Origin of the sequence: Thermobifida halotolerans, assembly GCF_003574835.2 — a bacterium.
In the GTDB taxonomy this organism is placed as follows: Bacteria; Actinomycetota; Actinomycetes; order Streptosporangiales; family Streptosporangiaceae; genus Thermobifida; species Thermobifida halotolerans.
This window is the reverse complement of record NZ_CP063196.1, coordinates 158,340-174,472: the sequence shown is the minus strand read 5'-3', so window position 1 is coordinate 174,472 and position 16,133 is coordinate 158,340. Positions and strand designations below refer to the sequence as shown.

The window sequence follows — 16,133 nt, the reverse complement described above, 5'->3', positions numbered from 1 at the left end:
GGGCCGTCGGTCCTTCTGTGCGGTCGGGTACGGGCTCGGGCTGTCGCGTGTCAGCGCCGCAGGGTGAAGTGGGCGTAGGGAACGGTCCACACCGTTTCGTGGCCGAGGCGGTGGCCGGTGTAGCCGTCCTCGCCGTAGGCGGTGCCGTGGTCGGAGCAGACGATGGTGAAGCAGGGGCGGCGCGCGGCGGCCGCGTCGAACAGGGCGGGAATGTGCCGGTCGACGTATTCGAGGGCGGCGGCGTGGCTGGCGGGCGAGTCGCCGTCCTCACGGGTGGCCCCGGGCAGGTGGAACCAGTTGGGCTGGTGCAGCGCGGACACGTTGACCAGGAGGAACAGCGGTTGGTCGGCGGGGGTGGTGTTGACGACCTCCACCGCGCACGCCACCTGGTGCTCGAAGGAGGCGGGGTCGGCGACGCCGAAGGCGGGCTCCCAGTGGCTCTCGGCGAACAGGTCGGGCAGCACCGAGCCGAGCGCGGAGAGTCGGTTGAAGAAGCCGGTGCCGCCCACGCAGGCGGTGTGGTAGCCGGCCTCGGCGAGGGCGGTGGGCAGGTCGGGGGCGTCGAAGGTCCAGGTCCGCCCGTCGGTGGTGGCGCTGCCGGGGAAGCCCGCCGCGAACAGTCGGGGATGGGGGCCGGGTTCGGCGGGGGTGGGCAGGAATCCGGCGAGCATCGCCAGGTGGGAGGCGTAGGTGAAGCTCGCGGGGGCGTGCCGCCGCTCCCAGCCGCCGTCGGGCAGCACCGCGGCGAGGTTGGGGGTGCGTCCCTCGGCGAGCAGGCGCTCCGCCACGTCGTGGCGGAGCGTGTCGAGGGTGACGAGCAGGATGTCGTGGGTGCCGACCACCTCGTTCATGTCGGGGCGGGTGTCCATCGGTTTCTCCTCTCGTCCGCTGCCCGGTCCAACGCGGGCGGCCGCTTCCGGGGACTGTTTCCCGTGCTGTGCCCGGTTGCGCGGCCTCGGGGTGCGGTCCTCCCAGGGTTGTCCACAGCGGACACGGTGCCGCTTGCCGTGGGGGGTTGACAGCGAGCAGACTCTGTTTCGCGGTTCCTCGGTCAGGGGGTGGTCTGCCCCCGGACGGGGTGGGGCGTGACTCAGTCCACGCTCACCGCCACCTCCCGTCCTGCCATGCTGCTGTGTGCCCGGTGCGTCCTGTTGGGCGGGGGCGGGGTGAACCGTCCCGAGACCACCGCGTCGACCTGTTCGGCGTAGGTGTCGCGGCCCTCGTGCAGGATTCCGGGCAGCAGGTCGCCGAACGCGTTGACCTCGCACACCGCGCTGGTGTGCCAGCCGGGGGCCAGCAGCAGGTCCACTCCCGCGTGCAGGGTGCGCGGGAAGCACGCGGCGGCGGCCTCCGCGGTGCGCATCGCGCTGTGCCAGGCCCTCTCGCCCATGCGTTCGCGCAGCGCGGCGAGGTCGCCGCGGGCGTTGCCCAGGTGCAGGTTGGTCATGGGCGACCGCGAGGCGCGCACCACCACGTGGGTGGCCTGTCCCGCCACGACCAGCACCCGCAGGTCGATGGTGCGGTTGTGCAGTCCGGCCTTGGGCAGCCAGCGTTCCACGTGCACACCCTCGGCACACAGCGTGTCGACGACCGCCGCCACATCGGCCTCGTCGGTGTAGGTGCGCAGGGCGAGGCTGTTGTACAACTCCACACCCGTGTCGGTGCGCACCAGGTCGGCGGAGGTGACCGCGCGCACCCGGTCGGGGCGCGTGGCCAGCGCCACCACTCCGGAGGCGGAGGAGCCGTGCACGGGTTTGGCGAACACCCGGCTCCAGCCGCGTTCGGCCATGCGGGCGCGCAGGTCGGCGTAGTCAGCGGGCGGCCCGTCCAAAGCGGGCGGCACCGGCACCCCGGCGGCGTCGAGCAGGGCGTGGCAGCGCCGCTTGTCGCACATGGCGGCGAGTTCGGCGGTGTCCTGGAGCAGCCGTGCGCCGGGGGTCTCGGCGACGGCGGCGGCGAGCCGGTCCAGGGCGGAGCGCAGTCCCATGTGGAAGGCGGTTCCGCCCTCCACCCGGTAGGGGTCGGGGGCGCGGTCGAGGCCGCTGAGCAGCCGCGCCGTCTCGGTGTCCTCCCCAGGGGAGTCGACGCGCACCAGCGCGCCCGGCGGCACCCGCACGTGCCCGGCCGCGAGTTCCGGCCAGGGCAGCAGCACCGGGGCGGGCAGTCCGGCGGCGCGCACCGCGTCGGTGAACAGCCGCAGCCTGCGGCTTCCGGGGACGGCGACGACGGCGAGGCGGGCGGTGCTCATTCGGTGGCCTCGGGGTAGTAGTGCTTCTCGCCTCCGTAGACGGAGGGTTCCTCGGCCTCGCTCAGTTCCGGGTCGACGCCTGCCAGGGCCTCGCGGATCCGCTCCCGCATCTCCTCGCCGAGGTAGTGGTGGTTCACCGTCAGGCGCTTCAGCGCGCGGAAGGCGGGCGCGCAGGCCAGCACCTCGCCGCCCGCGTCGGTGAGCACGTGCCCCGACAGGTCCAACTCGCGAACCCGGTCCAGGACGGGCGCCTCGGCGAGGCGGCGCACCAGCTCGTCGCCCCACTCCGAGTTGCGCAGCCCCAGGGAGCGCAGGGCGGGGAACAGCCCTCCCGCGAGCAGCGGGGCGAGGTCGTCCACGGTGGTGTCACCGCCGTAGTCCTCGACCCCGAACCACAGCTCCAGGTGCTCCAACCCGGGCAGGTCGGAGGCCAGGACGCCTTCGGTGACCTCGCGGGGCAGGCCGCCGGTCTGCACCACCAGTCTGCGCAGTGAGGTGTGCCGGGTCGCGGGGAACTCCAGGTCCCGACCGCCGCGCACCGCGAACTCCTCCAGGAGGGGGAACGCCGCCAGCAGCGGGGTGACGTCGGTCTGCAGGATCCAGGAGATCTCGGCCTCCTCCTGGACGAACTCGCCGAAGAACAGCGCGCGCAGCCTCGGGAACCGGTCGGCGTGCTCAACCAGCAGGTCCCGGGCCCCCGCCCCCAGCGCCGCGTCGCCCCCCTCGCCCCAGCAGCCGACGATCAGCGCGGTGACACGTGCGGTGTCGACCTCGTCCAGAAACCGCGCGAAGAGTCTTCCGAACGCCTCCCTGTCGTGGTCGAGGCGTACCCGCAGCCGCCACGCCACCGACCCCGGATCGGCGAGCGCGGCGGCACGGGCCGCGTCGAGACCGGCCGGGTCGGGGGGCGGCTCGCCCCTGTACTCCGCCCTCCGCCACATCCGCCACAGCCAGTCCCTCTCCATCTCCGGGGTGACGAAGTCCCCGTCGGGGAGTCCGGCGAACTCGGCGACGTGCTCGTGGTTGGGCATGCGGTGCTCCGATCGGGAGAGCGTGGAACACGGCAGCGGCGCCGGGCGGAGACGGCAGCCCGCGGGGTCGTGCGGCTACTCGGTGACCGCCGGATGGTACCACCGGGAGCCGTCGTCGAAGGTGCGGGGCTCGGTCGGCTCGCCGAGGTCGAGATCGACATCGGGCAGGGCCTCTCGCAGTTCGTCCATGACCGGCTCGGACAGGTGGTGGCGGTGCAGGTCGAGGCGGCGCAGGCGGCGGAAGGCCGCCGGACTGTCGCGGATCACGCGGGCTCCCGTGTCGGTGAGGGTGCCCAGTGACAGGTCGAGGACCTCCAGACGGCGCAGGACCGGCGCGTCGGCCAGGGCGCGCACCAGGTCGTCGGTGTACTCCGCGTTGCGCAGCCCCAGGGAGCGCAGGGCGGGGAACAGTTCTCCAGCCAACAGTGGGGCCAGGTCATCCACGGTGGTGGTGCGACCGTAGTCCTCGACCCCGAACCACAGTTCCAGGTGCTCCAGCGCGGGCAGTCGCGACGCCAGGATGCCGGTGGTGACCTCGCGGGGCAGGCCGCCGGTCTGCACGACCAGTCCGCGCAGCGCGTCGTGGCCGGTCGCGGGAAACTCCAGGCCGTCGCCGCCGCGCACCGCCAGCTCCTCCAGCGCCGGGAACGCCGCGAGCAGCGGGGCCACGTCGCACTGCACAATCCAGGAGATCTCGGCCTCCTCCTGGAGGACCTCACCGAGGAACAGCGCGCGCAGCCGCGGGAACCGGCCAGCGTGCTCGACCAACAGGTCGCGCGGGACCGAGGCCGGGTCATCGCTCTCCTCTCCCCAGCAGCCGACGATCAGCGCGGTGACGCGCGCCGTGTCCACCTCGTCGAGAAAGCGCGCGAAGCAGTCGTCGAACGGCTCCTCCGAGATCTCGGGGACCAGCCGCAGCCGCCACGCCACCGACCCGGGGTCGGCGAGCGCGGCGGCGTAGGCGGCATCGGCGGCGGGATCGGGGGCGAGCCGGTCGGGGATCGGCTCCTCCCGGTACTCGGCCTCCTCCTGGATCCGCCGCAGCCGCTCCTCCTCGGTCTCGGGGGTGCGGAACTCCACGACGGGAAGTCCGGCGAACTCGGTGACGTGCTCGTGGAAGGCCATGCGATGCTCCGGATTCGGGGAGTGGACACGACAGTGGTACCAGACGGCCCCGACACAATCCCCGAACGGCCGGGCGGCTACTCGGTGACCTCGGGATAGTAGGTCGCCTTGCCCCTGTAGACGTCGGGTTTCTCTCCTCCGCTGACGTCGAGGTCCACTCCGGCCAGGGCTGCGCGCAGCCGGTCCAGCATCTCCTCGGTGAGGAAGTGGTAGCGCAGCACGAGGCGGTCCAGGTTCCGGAAGGCGGGCGCGGTGGCCAGCACCTCGCCGCCCGTGTCGGTGAGCACGTTGCCCGACAGGTCCAGGACGCCGACGCGGTCCAGGACGGGCGCGTCGGCGAGGCGGCGCACCAGCTCGTCGCCCCATGTCGAGTTGCGCAGCCCCAGGCTGCGCAGGGCGGGGAACAGCTCGCCCGCGAGCAGCGGGGCGAGGTCGTCCACGGTGGTGGTACCGCCGTAGTCCTCGACCCCGAACCACAGTTCCAGGTGCTCCAGCGCGGGCAGTCGCGACGCCAGGATGCCGGTGGTGACCTTCCGCGGCAGGCCGCCGGTCTGCACGACCAGTCCGCGCAGCGCGTCGTGGCCGGTCGCGGGAAACTCCAGGCCGCTGCCGCCGCGCACCGCCAGCTCCTCCAGCGCCGGGAACGCCGCGAGCAGCGGGGCCACGTCGCACTGCGGAATCCAGGAGATCTCGGCCTCCTCCTGGACGAACTCGCCGAAGAACAGGGAACGCAGCTGCGGGAACCGGACGGCGTTGTCCACCAGCAGGTCGCGCGGGACCACTCCCGGGTCCTCGTGGCTCTCCCCCCAGCAGCCGACGCTGAGCGCGGTGACCCTCGTGGTGTCGACCCTGTTCAGAAAGTGCGCGAAGTACGCCTCGAACGTCTCCTCCGCGTCGACCACCACGCGCAGCCGCCACGCCGCCGACTCCGGGGCGGCGAGCGCCGCCGTGTAGGCCTCGTCCGGTTCCAGCCGGTCCGGTACCGGCAGGTTGTCGCGTCTGGCGTGGTCCTGGGCGTTGAGCAGCCGCTCCTCCTCGATCTCGGGAGACGGAAACTCCACGACGGGAAGTCCGGCGAACTCGGTGAGGTGTTCGTTGATGGTCATGGTCGCGCTCTATCGGTGAGGGTCACGGTCGCCCTTAGTGAAGCAGCGTTGATCGACGGGGGAGGGCACGCCACGCCCGGAACCGCTCTGGTGGGTCCCGCGGGTCACGGGGCCGTGGGCGGCGTGTAGACCACCGTCCACGGCAGGGGGGCGGCCTCGGTCGGGGTGACCGGGGAGGCCGGGCGCTCCTCTCCCAGGGCCGCGGCGACCGGTTCGGCGAGGCGCGGCGCGGCCGGATGCGGGGACGCGGCGGGCCAGGCGGCGGAGACGCGGTGGTGCAGCGGCGTGTCGGTGAGGGGCCGCCACGCCACGCGCGGTTCGCGGCGGGCCACCGCCTCCGTCGTGAACGCCACCCCCTGTCCGGCCAGCACCAGCCCGAACAGGAACTCCGGGGTGGCGGCGTCACGTACCCGGCCGGGAGTGAACCCGTGTTCCCGGCACACGCCGAGGACGTGGTCGTGCCAGGCGGGCGCCGCCGACCGGGGCAGGGACACCAGGTCGTGGCCGCGCAGGTCGGCGAGGGCGAGTTCGCGCCGCCGCGCCAGCGGGGAGGTGCGCGGCAGCACCGCGCCCAGCGGGGTGCGCGCCACGGGGCCGAGACGCAGGCTGTCGGCGTCGACGGGATGCTGCACGATGCCCACGTCCAGGTCCGCCTCGGTGAGCCGCCGGACCTGTTCGGCGCTGGTCAGTTCGTCGAGTTCAACGCGCAGGTCGGGAACGCGCTCGGTGACGGCGGCCAGGAGGGCGTGCAGCGCCGTGGCGGGGGTGCCGGGCGGCACGCCCAGGCGGAGGGCGCCGAGTTCGCCGTCGCGGACCCGGCGCATGACGGCGCGCAGCCGTTCCTCGCGGGCCAGCAGTTCGCGTGCCTCGGCGAGCAGGTGGGTTCCGGCGGTGGTCAGTCTGATCTGGCGGCGCGACCGGTCGAACAGGGTGACGCCCAGTTCCTCCTCCAGTCGCCGGATCGACTGGCTCAGCGGAGGCTGGGCCATTCCCAGCGCCTCCGCGGCCCGGCCGAAGTTCATCTCCTCGGCGACGGCGACGAAGTGGCGAAGATGCCGTGACAGGTTCACCGCGCACACCCTAGCCCGGCCGCGTCGCCGCTCGCGGACCGCCGTCCGCGGCTCCGCGGTCCCGTTGTGCGCCCGGAACCTCCGATAGCGTCGGGCCGTGGAGACGCACGAACGGATCGCCGCCCTGTTCGACCGGGCCGGCGTGGACGCCCGACTGCACGCGGTGGATCTGGCGACCGGGGCGGAGGTGGGCCTGCGCGCCGACGACCAGGTGGTCATCGCCTCGATGTTCAAGATCCTGGTGCTGCTGGAGTTCGCCCGGCAGGTCGTGGCCGGGCAGGTCGATCCCACCGAGCGGGTCACGGTGTCCCGGGAGAACCGGCTGGGCGGGTGGGGGACCGCCGGTTGCGCCGACGACGCCGAACTGTCACTGCGCGACCTGGCGTACTTCATGATGTCGGTCAGCGACAACACGGCGGCCGACCTGATCATCCGCCGTATCGGGCTGGACACGGTGCAGTTGCTGGCCGCCGAGCTGGGGTTGGCGCGCACCCGGATCGTGGGCGGCCCCCACCAGGTGCTGGAGACGATGTTCGCGGACGTGGGGGCCCGCGACGACGCCGAGTTCGCGCGGCTCTTCCCGACGCTTCCGCCGGAGCGGGTGCTGGCGATGCGGGTGCTGGACCCGGCGCACACCACGTCCAGCACGCCCCGGGAGCTGACCCGACTGCTGCGGATGGTGTGGGCTGACGAGGCCGGTCCCGCGGAGGCGTGCGCGACGGTGCGCGCCTGCATGGCCCGGCAGATCTTCTGGACCCGGATCGCCTCCGGCTTCGACGAGGGGGTTCGGGTGTCGGCCAAGACCGGCACCCTGCCGAGCCTGCACATGGAGTGCGGGGTGGTGGAGTACCCGGACGGCGGCCGCTACGCGGTCGCGGTGTTCGCCCAGTCGCGACGGCTCGACCTGCGGCGGCTGGACGTGGACCTGGCGATGGGGCGGGCAGCGCGCACGGCCGTGGACGCGCTGCGCGGCACGGGTTTTTCCGCGCCCTCGGGCGGTGCGGCGGCACGACCGGGCCTGGGCTGATAGCCGAACGGATATCGGTCGCGGCGGTGTCCGGTCTTGGACGCGGTCCGATCCGGGGTGGTTGGGTTCCTCGCGGTGACCTTTCCGACACCGACCGAGAGGGATCGACATGTCCGACACCGGATTCGACCGGCGCGGTTTTCTGCGCGCGGCGGGCGCGGGGACCGCGTTCGCCTCCCTGCTGGGGGCGGGCACCGCCGCGCACGCCGCCACCGCCCCCTCCTCCCCGCCCGCGGACGACGGGGAGGGCGGGGGCGGGACCGCGACGTGTGAGTGGCTGGGCACCTCGGGGTGGCGGGTGAGGGTCGGGGACCGACTGGTGCTGGTCGATCCCTACCTCACCCGCTACTCCACGGGCCTGTTCGACGGCCGCGGCTTCGACTCGAAGACGAGGTTGACCGTGGACGCCGCCACTGTCGACGAGCACGCCGGGACTCCCGAGGTGGTCCTGGTGACGCACTCGCACTGGGACCACTTCAACGACGTGCCGCACATCGCGACGACCACCGGCGCGCGTGTGGTGGGCACCGCGACGACCACCAACCTGGCGCTGGCCATGGACGTGCCGCAGTCCCAGGTCAGTCCGGTCAAGGGCGGTGAGGTGCTGGACTTCGGCGACTACACGGTGGAGGTGGTGGCGTCGCTGCACAGCCGCAACAACAACTACTCGATGGCCTTCCCCGGGGTGCGGCTGGAGCGGCCGAGGAAGCGCCCGAGGACCATCGCGGACCTGCCGGAGGGGGACACGCTGGACTTCCAGGTGACGGTGAAGGGCGGGCCGTCGCTGTTCTTCATGGGCGCCAGCGACTTCGTGGAGCGCAACCTCGCGGGACTGTCCCCCGACGTGGCGATGCTGGCGGTGCCCGCCACCACCAGGACCCACGACTACGTCCCCCGCCTGCTGGAGGCGCTGGACCATCCGCGCACGGTGGTGCCGGTGCACTGGGACGTCTTCGAGGTGCCGCTGGCCAACCCGCCCCAGCAGGATCCGACCACGGCGTTCTCGGTCGCGGGGTTCGCCGACGCGGTACGTGCGGCGAGTCCGGCCACCGAGGTTGTCGTTCCGGAGTACCTCACCCCCTACACCTTCTCGCGATGACCTCGGCACCAGGGGGCTTTCGCTGATCCGGGCCCCGTGGTGCGGCGGTCGCCGCGGTCAGGGCCGGTGTGCGGCCACCCGGTCGAAGAAGCCGAGCGCCAGGCGTTCGTGCCGGTCGACCACGAAGCCCTGCTCCCCGGCGATGTCCACGGGACGCCGCCGGGGGGCGGTGCCTCGCCGCCGGGCCCGCATCGGCTCGATCCAGCGGAACGGGACCCGCGTGTACTCGATGTGGTCCAGCAGCAGCAGCCGGCCGCCCGGGCGCAGCACCCGGCGCATCTCGGCGAGGGTGGCGGCCTGGTCGGGGATCTCGCACAGCGCCAGGGTGCACACGACCGTATCGAAGCTCTCGTCGGGGAAGGGCAGCGTCCTGGCGTCCTCCTCGCGCAGTTCCACGGGGAAGTCGACCCGGTCGGCCGCGATCCGCGCCTGGGCCAGCATGCCCGGGCTCAGGTCGATGCCGACCACCTCGTCCACCTTGTCGGAGTAGTGGGCGAGGTTGCGCCCGGTGCCCACGGCCACCTCCAGCACCCGCCCGCGCGCCTGGCCGCACACCTGTTCCCGGACGTCTCCGAGGATCCGCCGTTCCAGGGCCGCGCCTCTGTCGTACCCGGCGGCCCTGCGGTCCCAGAACCGCCGGGTGTCGATGACGGCTCGGTCCTGGAGCGCCCTGTTGGACTGCTGTCTCATGGTTTCCCGCCGTTTCCCGTCGTTCACGGTTGACTTCTACCTCCAGTGTGGAAGTTAATGTCAACATGAAGTCAAGTACTGTGGAGCTGTCCATCGGAGAACTCGCCGAACGGTTCGGGCTCGCCACGCACGTGCTGCGGCACTGGGAGTCGATGGGGCTGCTGCGCCCGGCCCGGCGGGTCAACGGGCGCCGCCGCTACACCCCCGACCACCTGGCCCAGGTCGCGTTGATCCTGCGCGGCAAGGACGCCGGTTTCAGCCTGGAGCAGCTGCGGGAGATCCTCGACGCGCCCGACGGGGCCGCCCGCCGCGCGCTCATGAGCGAGCACCTGGCCGTTCTGGACACCAAGATCGCCCAGCTCCAGGTGGCCCGCTCGCTCGTCGAGCACACCCTGTCGTGCGACGCCGACGACTTCCTGACCTGCCCTAACATGCGCGCGATGCTTGACGAGCTGGTGCTTCGCGCTCTGGCGTCCCCGGCGGATCAGGCCGAGCGCAGACCGTCCTCGTGTGTGGCCGGAACACTCCGGTAGGCCGACGCCTGGAGCGAGTACAGCTCGGCGTAGAGCCCCTGGTCGCGCATGAGCTGGTCGTGGGTGCCGTGTTCCACGACGCGGCCCTGGTCCAGTACGTAGACGCGGTCGGCCATGCGCACGCTGGCCAGGCGGTGGGTGATGAGCACGACCGCGCTGCCGGTGCGGCGGGCGTGCTCGTGGATCGACGCGAACAGTCGGTGCTCGGCGCGGGCATCGAGCGCGGCGGTGGGCTCGTCGCAGATCAACAGGGGCGCGTCGCGGTAGAAGCCGCGGGCCGCGGCCAGGCGCTGCCACTGGCCGCCCGACAGTTCCTGGCCCGCGGCGAAGCGGCGGTCCAGCAGGGTGTCCCAGCCGTGGCCGAGTTCGGAGACGACCTCGTCGGCTCCCGAGCGGCGGGCGGCCTCCTCCAGTCGCGCGTCGTCGTCGGGGCTGCTCATGGTGACGTTGCGGCGGGCCGACAGCGGCCAGTGCGTGTGGTCCTGGGCGATGACCGCGATGTGCTCGCGCAGCGCGTGGGTGTCGACGCCGGCGAGGTCGGTGCCGTCCCACAGGACCCGGCCCCGGTCGGGTCGGTAGAGCCCGGCCAGCAGCTTGGACAGGGTGGTCTTGCCGGAGCCGTTCTCGCCGACCAGCGCGATCGTCTCGCCGCGGCGGATGCGCAGACTCACCCCGGCGAGCGCGGGCTCCTCCTTGCCCGGATAGGTGAAGGTCACGTCGTCCACGGTGACCTGGTCGAAGGTGGTGGGCGCGGGCAGCGGCGCGGGCGGCGGCAGCCACTTCTCGGCGTGCTCGCAGAAGTCCAGGTAGTCGTGGAAGTACAGCCCGGACTCGTAGGTGCTGTTGACCGAGTGCAGTGCGGCGGCCAACTCCGACCGGCCGGTGCGGATGGCGAGTACCGCGGTGCCCGCCACCGCCAGCGGCATCATCCCGTTGACCAGCAGCAGGCCCAGGACGACGTAGGTCAGCGCAGAGGCGGCGCCGCCCGCGCCGTCGCCGAACAGCCGCACCAGGGTCTGGCGGCGGGCCAGGTCCAGTTGCACGTCACGTTCGTGTCCGGCGATCGCGGCGAACTCGGCGAGCAGGGGCCCGCGCATGGTGAAGGAGCGCATCTCGGCGCAGGTGTCCCGGGTGGTCATCAGATCGTCCAGCATGCCCTTGCGGCGTCGGCTGTCGGTGATCGCCAGCAGCCAGGTGTAGCGCATGCGGGCCGCCCGCGCCGCCGCCCACCCCTCGGGCAGCACGGTGAGCAGCAGCAGCGGGAGCAGGACGGGGTGCAGCACTCCCAGCACTCCGGCCGCGGCGCAGATGCCGACCAGCCCGGTGAGGATGTCGATGGTGTGGCTGACGAGGCGTTTGGTCTCGCTGGCGCCGCGTACCGACGCGCGGAACATGCGGTCGTGGAAGTCGTTGTCGTCGAAGGCCAGGACCTGGACGGCGGTGGCCAGTTCCATCAGGCGCGTCTCGGCGGCCTGCTCCACGTACGGCTCCAGCCGCGACTGCGCCCATCCGGCCGCCGCCGACAGCGCCCCGCGCAGCACGGTGGCCGCTGCCACCAGCACCAGCGCGGGGAGCGCGGCGCGCACCCGGTCGGGGGTGGGGCCCTCGGCGAAGAGTTCTTCGAGCACTCCGGCGGTGGCGACCAGTGCGACCGCGGTGAAGATCCCGGAGGCGATGTTGAAGGCGACGGTGGCCGCGGTGTCGCGGGGCGAGGCCCGCCACGCCAGGGCCAGGGCCCGGACCACGAGACCGGGTAGCCGTCCGGCCATGCGCGTCCACCCGGTCCGCATGATCTCCTGGTCGTGGCGGTACCACTGGGGTGCGGCCAACTCCGGCAGTTCGAGCCCGGTCGCCGCCCCCCTGCCCCTGGTCTTCTTCTCCGCCCCGGCCTTTTTGGATCGCACGCGCACCTCCGCACAGTCGACGCCGCCTCGATGATGGCGTCGCGCGCGGTGCGGCGCAGGGGGTTTTCCGGGCCGGGCGGAATTAGGAGCGGTCCGAATCCCGCCGCCGCCCCACCCGTCCGCCGGGCCGGCCCGGTACCGGTCGGTACCGCACAGGGCGTGCGGCTCGGTGCCGTGGCCGGTGAACCGGGTCCGCACCGGGGCCTTCCGCCCCTCCCGGCGGCGTGGCGCGTCCCGTTCCGGTCTCAGCGCGTCCCCTTCGGGAAGCGTCGCAACACGCTCCTGTTGCGGTCGGCACCATACCCGAGCGCTGGGCGGCGGGGTGGTCGGCCGCGCGGCCTCCGCTCGCCGTGGGGACGAGAACACGAACGGAGACCGCGCGGCGCCCCTCGCGGGGTCAGCCGGGGAAGACCACGTCACTGCACGCGTAGAACGTCTGGTCGTAGTGGCTGGCCTTCCAGATCATGTAGACGACGTGGCGACCGGTGCGCCCGGGGGCGTGGACGTCGATGTCGATCGACACGCCGTTGAGGGGGTACTGGCTTTCGGGACGCCCCTCGCCCGGCGCGAGGACCCCGGTGTCGGCCACCAGTTCCAGGTCGTCCCAGCCGAGCGGTTCGGTGACGGGGTCGTAGCCCTGCTCGGTGACGTAGATCCGGATGTAGTCGGCGCCGTGGTGGGCCTGGTCGTGCACGGTGACGGTGAAGTCGTTGTCGACCTCGGTGGCGTGCCACTCGCCGGGCACGTCCAGCGCGGCGTAGCGGTCGCCGCCGGTGCGGCCCGCGCTGCACAGCTGCCCGTCGGGGATCACGGCCTGGTGGTTTCCGGCCACGTGCTCGCGGTACAGGCCGTTCCAGTTCCACATGGCGGTGGTGTCGGCCTGCCAGGCCTGCCAGCACATGGGGTCCTCGGTGGCCATGTCGGGAGACTGGAAATCGCTGCCCCACCGCTCCCAGCAGCCGTAGTTGCGGGACGGCGGGTCGATGGTGGATCCGTGCGCGGACGCGCTGCCCGTCATGACGGTCGAGAGCAGCAGTGTGCTCGCGGACGCCACGACCAGCGCCCGCCGCCCGAGGCGACGGCGGGCATGCCCTGCGGAAGACATGGGACCTCCACTCCGAAACGGGGTTTTCGGTGCTGTGCTCCCGCAGGGATAGTAGGCAGGCAATCTCTGCGTAATCAATACATAACAGCACGGAAAACTGCTTTCCGTACAGAGAGCGCCACTTTGCGCAATCGCCTCCTGTGCCTTCCCGCAGGCGGCAGACCGCGACGGCACCTCCGCGGACGGCGGCCCGGTGAACGGTCCCTCCCACCGGAAGGGGCCCGCGCCGCCGAAGCGCCGCCCGCGTCACCCCCCGGCGCGGGGGAGGTCTCCGACCGTGTCGGCCCCCGCGGGCGCCGGGTCCCCGTTCCCCGGGACCGGGGGCAGGAAGCGGACGGAGGGGCTGCCGTTCGGGCCGTCGCGGGTCACCACGGCGCGGACGTTGTAGACGTCGGCGATCAGCTCCTCGGTCAGCACCTGCTCGGGCGTCCCCGCCGCGACGGCCCGGCCGTGCTTGAGCACCACCAGGCGGTCGCAGAACATCGCCGCGAGGTTGAGGTCGTGCAGCGCGACCACGCTGGTGACCGGGAGGCGCGCGACGAGGGCGAGCAGCTCCAACTGGTACTGGATGTCCAGGTGGTTGGTGGGCTCGTCCAGCAGCAGTTCGCGTGGCCGTTGGGCGAGGGCCCGGGCGATCTGCACCCGCTGGCGCTCTCCCCCGGACAGGGTGTGCCAGGACTGCCCGAGCCGCTCCTCCAGCCGGGTGTGGCGGACGGCCTCGCGCACCGCCTCCTCGTCCTCCGCGGTGCGGGCCGCCCAGGGGCGCCGGTGCGGGATCCGCCCCAGGCGCACCACGTCGAGGACGCTCATGTCGACCTGGGTGGTGGCGTGCTGCTCGACGACGGCGACCCGCCGCGCGACGGCCCTGCGGCCCAGCGTCTCCAGGGGATTCCCGTCGAGCCGGACCACCCCCGACGACGTCGGCCGCACCCCGGCGAGCAGGCGCAGCAGCGTCGACTTCCCCGAACCGTTGGGGCCGAGCAGTCCCACGGTCTCGCCCGCGCGGGGTTCGAGGCTCACCCCGTCGACGATCATCCTGCCGTCCGCCGTCCACGAGACGTTCTCCGCGTTCAGCCCCACGCCGCCTCCTCCGGCACGTTCACGTCCCCTTGCGTCCCCGGTAGAGGACGACCGCGAAGGCGGGCACCCCGACCAGTGAGGTCACCACCCCCACCGGGATCTCCTGCGGGTCCATGGCGGTGCGGGCGACGGTGTCGACCCACACCAGGAAGACCGCCCCCGCCAGGGCGGTGGTGGGCAGCAGCCGCCGGTGCCCGGAACCGACGAGGGCGCGCACGGCGTGCGGCAGCACCAGTCCCACGAACCCGATCGCTCCGGCCACGCTCACCAGGACGGCGGTCAGCAGGGCGGTGGCGGTGAGCAGCAGCAGCCGGACGCGGGCGACGGAGACGCCGAGCGAGGCCGCCGCGTCGCTGCCGAAGGCGAACGCGTCCAACGCGGTGGCGGTGTGGACGGCCACCAGCAGCACCGCGCCCAGGGCGGCGGCGCCCAGGGACACGTCGGTCCAGCTCGCGCCGCTGAGCGAGCCCAGCAGCCAGAACAGCACGCCGCGGGTCTGCTCGGCGTCGGCGGAGGAGATCACGATGAACGACGTCAGCGCCGAGAACAGCTGCATGGCGGCGACCCCGGAGAGGACGAGGCGGTCGGTGGTGCCGCCGGAGGCGTAGCCGAGCAGCAGCACGCAGGCGAAGGAGCACAGCGCTCCCGCGAAGGCACCCGCGGACAGCGACACCGCCCCGCCGCCCACGCCGAGCACCACCACCAGGACCGCCCCCGTCGAGGCGCCCGAGGAGACACCGAGCAGGAAGGGATCGGCGAGCGGGTTGCGCAGCAGGGACTGCAGGACCGCGCCGCAGACGCCGAGTCCCGCCCCGCACACCGCGGCGAGCAGGGTGCGGGGCAGCCGCAGGTCCCAGATGATCCCCTCGCGGATGGGGGTGAGGGCGGTCTCGCCTCCGCCGAGCCGGGAGGCGACGACCGCGGCGACGTCTCCGACGGCGATGTCGGCGGGACCGAACGTGATCGCCACGGCGACGGAGAGCACGAGCAGGACGAGGCCGCCCGTCCACAGCAGGAGGACCCCTCCGGGGCCGAGCCTGGTCACCGAGTCAGTCCACGAGGCCGAGGTCGCGCAGCCCCTGGGCGACCTTCTCGATCCCCTCGACGGTGCGGATCGACGGATTCATGGCAGCGCCGCTGAGCAGGATGTAGCGTTCGTTCCTCACCGCGTCCATGTGCTGGGTGACCGGATTGGTCTCCAGGAAGCGGATCTTGGCCTCCGCGGTCTCCGCGGTCTGTCTCTCGCGGGTGAGGTCGCCGATGACGAGGACGTCCGGATCGCGGTCGGCGACGGTCTCCCAGTTGATCTGGGGCCACTCGGCATGGGTGTCGTCGAAGACGTTGTCGGCGCCGACCGCCCCGGTGATGATCCCGGGCGCGCCGCAGCAGCCCGCCATGTAGGGGGCTTCGGAGTTGGCGAACCAGTAGAGGACGGTGACTCCGGAGGCGTCGACGTCGGCGGTGGCGGTGTCGACGCGCTCCTGGAGTTCGGCGACGAGTTCCTCGCCGCGCTCCGCGACCCCGAAGATCGCCGCGAGGTCGCGCACCTCCCCGTAGACGGCGTCCATCGTCAGCGGCTCCTCGCGGACGCCGTCCCCGTCGCCCTCGTTGGACTTGACGCAGTCGGCCGGGGACAGGTAGGTGGCCACTCCGAGGTTCTCGAAGTCCTCGCGCGCGGCGACCCCGCCCTCGCCGAGGGTGGAGGCGAACGACGCGGACACGAAGTCGGGCTCCTGCGCCAGGACCTTCTCGAAGGACGGCGCGTTGTCGGCCAGCCGGGGAACGGTGGCGTTGGCCTCCTCCAGCCCCTCGGCGACCGGGTCGGTCCAGGTCGCGGTCCCCACCATGCGGTCGGCCAGGCCGAGGGAGAGCAGGATCTCGGTGGAGCCCTGGTTCAACGAGACCGCCCGCTGCGGCGGGGCTTCGACGGTGACCTCCCGGCCGCAGTTCCCAACGGTCACGGGATAGCCGTCGGCGGCGTCGGCCGCGGGTTCGGCCGCCTGCGCGCCGCACGCGGTGAGCGGGAGGAGAAGGGGGAGGGCGATCGCGGCGAGGAGGCGTCGCGGTGACGACATGGTGGCTCCTGGTGCGTGAGGCTCGTTCGCGGAGCCTGGC

15 protein-coding genes are annotated in these 16,133 nt (G+C 72.8%); 3 read left to right on the top strand and 12 right to left on the bottom strand.

Annotated elements, in window-relative coordinates; all coding sequences use genetic code 11:
* Positions 1-50: 50 nt before the first annotated feature.
* The 6 genes from NI17_RS00745 to NI17_RS00720 form a co-directional block, all read right to left on the bottom strand.
* Complete coding sequence (locus NI17_RS00745; RefSeq protein ID WP_068687741.1) at positions 51-869, bottom strand: STM4013/SEN3800 family hydrolase; 819 nt, start codon at positions 867-869, stop codon at positions 51-53.
* A 221-nt stretch (positions 870-1,090) separates the two neighbouring features.
* A complete protein-coding gene (locus NI17_RS00740) occupies positions 1,091-2,248 on the bottom strand; it encodes an STM4014 family protein (RefSeq protein WP_068687740.1) in 1,158 nt (385 codons plus the stop codon).
* A complete protein-coding gene (locus tag NI17_RS00735; RefSeq protein WP_068687739.1) occupies positions 2,245-3,279 on the bottom strand; it encodes an STM4015 family protein in 1,035 nt (344 codons plus the stop codon). The genes NI17_RS00740 and NI17_RS00735 overlap by 4 nt, the downstream gene beginning before the upstream one ends.
* Before the next feature lie 75 nt (positions 3,280-3,354).
* Positions 3,355-4,404: an STM4015 family protein gene (locus tag NI17_RS00730; RefSeq protein WP_119267874.1), complete on the bottom strand. Its 1,050-nt coding sequence runs from the start codon at positions 4,402-4,404 to the stop codon at positions 3,355-3,357.
* 77 nt (positions 4,405-4,481) lie between these two features.
* Complete coding sequence (locus NI17_RS00725; protein ID WP_068687737.1) at positions 4,482-5,510, bottom strand: STM4015 family protein; 1,029 nt, start codon at positions 5,508-5,510, stop codon at positions 4,482-4,484.
* A 104-nt stretch (positions 5,511-5,614) separates the two neighbouring features.
* Complete coding sequence (locus NI17_RS00720; RefSeq protein ID WP_084012370.1) at positions 5,615-6,580, bottom strand: LysR substrate-binding domain-containing protein; 966 nt, start codon at positions 6,578-6,580, stop codon at positions 5,615-5,617.
* A 97-nt stretch (positions 6,581-6,677) separates the two neighbouring features.
* Between NI17_RS00720 and NI17_RS00715 the strand changes: the two genes are divergently transcribed.
* Both NI17_RS00715 and NI17_RS00710 read left to right on the top strand, forming a co-directional pair.
* Positions 6,678-7,607 (top strand): serine hydrolase, encoded by a 930-nt coding sequence (locus NI17_RS00715; protein ID WP_068687736.1) that lies wholly within the window; start codon positions 6,678-6,680, stop codon positions 7,605-7,607.
* A 109-nt stretch (positions 7,608-7,716) separates the two neighbouring features.
* A complete protein-coding gene (locus NI17_RS00710; protein ID WP_068687735.1) occupies positions 7,717-8,706 on the top strand; it encodes an MBL fold metallo-hydrolase in 990 nt (329 codons plus the stop codon).
* 57 nt (positions 8,707-8,763) lie between these two features.
* Here the strand turns inward: NI17_RS00710 and NI17_RS00705 are convergent, their stop codons facing one another.
* Positions 8,764-9,396 carry a class I SAM-dependent methyltransferase gene (locus NI17_RS00705; protein ID WP_068687734.1) on the bottom strand — a complete coding sequence of 211 codons (633 nt, stop codon included), beginning with the start codon at positions 9,394-9,396 and terminating at the stop codon, positions 8,764-8,766.
* A 65-nt stretch (positions 9,397-9,461) separates the two neighbouring features.
* Here NI17_RS00705 and NI17_RS00700 point away from each other — a divergent pair, with 65 nt between their 5' ends.
* Positions 9,462-9,929, top strand: coding sequence for a helix-turn-helix domain-containing protein (locus tag NI17_RS00700; RefSeq protein ID WP_068687733.1), 468 nt, complete (start codon positions 9,462-9,464; stop codon positions 9,927-9,929).
* Here the strand turns inward: NI17_RS00700 and NI17_RS00695 are convergent.
* The 5 genes from NI17_RS00695 to NI17_RS00675 form a co-directional block, all read right to left on the bottom strand.
* Complete coding sequence (locus tag NI17_RS00695; protein ID WP_243597579.1) at positions 9,881-11,833, bottom strand: ABC transporter ATP-binding protein; 1,953 nt, start codon at positions 11,831-11,833, stop codon at positions 9,881-9,883. The two genes, NI17_RS00700 and NI17_RS00695, sit on opposite strands and share 49 nt — an antisense overlap.
* A 397-nt stretch (positions 11,834-12,230) precedes the next feature.
* Positions 12,231-12,938: a lytic polysaccharide monooxygenase auxiliary activity family 9 protein gene (locus tag NI17_RS00690; RefSeq protein ID WP_068687732.1), complete on the bottom strand. Its 708-nt coding sequence runs from the start codon at positions 12,936-12,938 to the stop codon at positions 12,231-12,233.
* A 246-nt stretch (positions 12,939-13,184) separates the two neighbouring features.
* Positions 13,185-14,018 carry an ABC transporter ATP-binding protein gene (locus NI17_RS00685; protein WP_369974937.1) on the bottom strand — a complete coding sequence of 278 codons (834 nt, stop codon included), beginning with the start codon at positions 14,016-14,018 and terminating at the stop codon, positions 13,185-13,187.
* 19 nt (positions 14,019-14,037) lie between these two features.
* Positions 14,038-15,063 carry a FecCD family ABC transporter permease gene (locus NI17_RS00680; protein ID WP_068687731.1) on the bottom strand — a complete coding sequence of 342 codons (1,026 nt, stop codon included), beginning with the start codon at positions 15,061-15,063 and terminating at the stop codon, positions 14,038-14,040.
* 4 nt (positions 15,064-15,067) lie between these two features.
* Entirely contained in the window at positions 15,068-16,093 is a 1,026-nt protein-coding gene (locus NI17_RS00675; RefSeq protein ID WP_068687730.1) for an ABC transporter substrate-binding protein, read from the bottom strand.
* Positions 16,094-16,133 lie beyond the last annotated feature (40 nt).

Coding starts and splice junctions, on each gene's coding strand:
- NI17_RS00745 (WP_068687741.1), bottom strand. CDS start 869: ATGGACACCCGCCCCGACATGAACGAGGTGGTCGGCACCCACGACATC.
- NI17_RS00740 (WP_068687740.1), bottom strand. CDS start 2,248: ATGAGCACCGCCCGCCTCGCCGTCGTCGCCGTCCCCGGAAGCCGCAGG.
- NI17_RS00735 (WP_068687739.1), bottom strand. CDS start 3,279: ATGCCCAACCACGAGCACGTCGCCGAGTTCGCCGGACTCCCCGACGGG.
- NI17_RS00730 (WP_119267874.1), bottom strand. CDS start 4,404: ATGGCCTTCCACGAGCACGTCACCGAGTTCGCCGGACTTCCCGTCGTG.
- NI17_RS00725 (WP_068687737.1), bottom strand. CDS start 5,510: ATGACCATCAACGAACACCTCACCGAGTTCGCCGGACTTCCCGTCGTG.
- NI17_RS00710 (WP_068687735.1), top strand. CDS start 7,717: ATGTCCGACACCGGATTCGACCGGCGCGGTTTTCTGCGCGCGGCGGGC.
- NI17_RS00705 (WP_068687734.1), bottom strand. CDS start 9,396: ATGAGACAGCAGTCCAACAGGGCGCTCCAGGACCGAGCCGTCATCGAC.
- NI17_RS00700 (WP_068687733.1), top strand. CDS start 9,462: ATGAAGTCAAGTACTGTGGAGCTGTCCATCGGAGAACTCGCCGAACGG.
- NI17_RS00690 (WP_068687732.1), bottom strand. CDS start 12,938: ATGTCTTCCGCAGGGCATGCCCGCCGTCGCCTCGGGCGGCGGGCGCTG.
- NI17_RS00675 (WP_068687730.1), bottom strand. CDS start 16,093: ATGTCGTCACCGCGACGCCTCCTCGCCGCGATCGCCCTCCCCCTTCTC.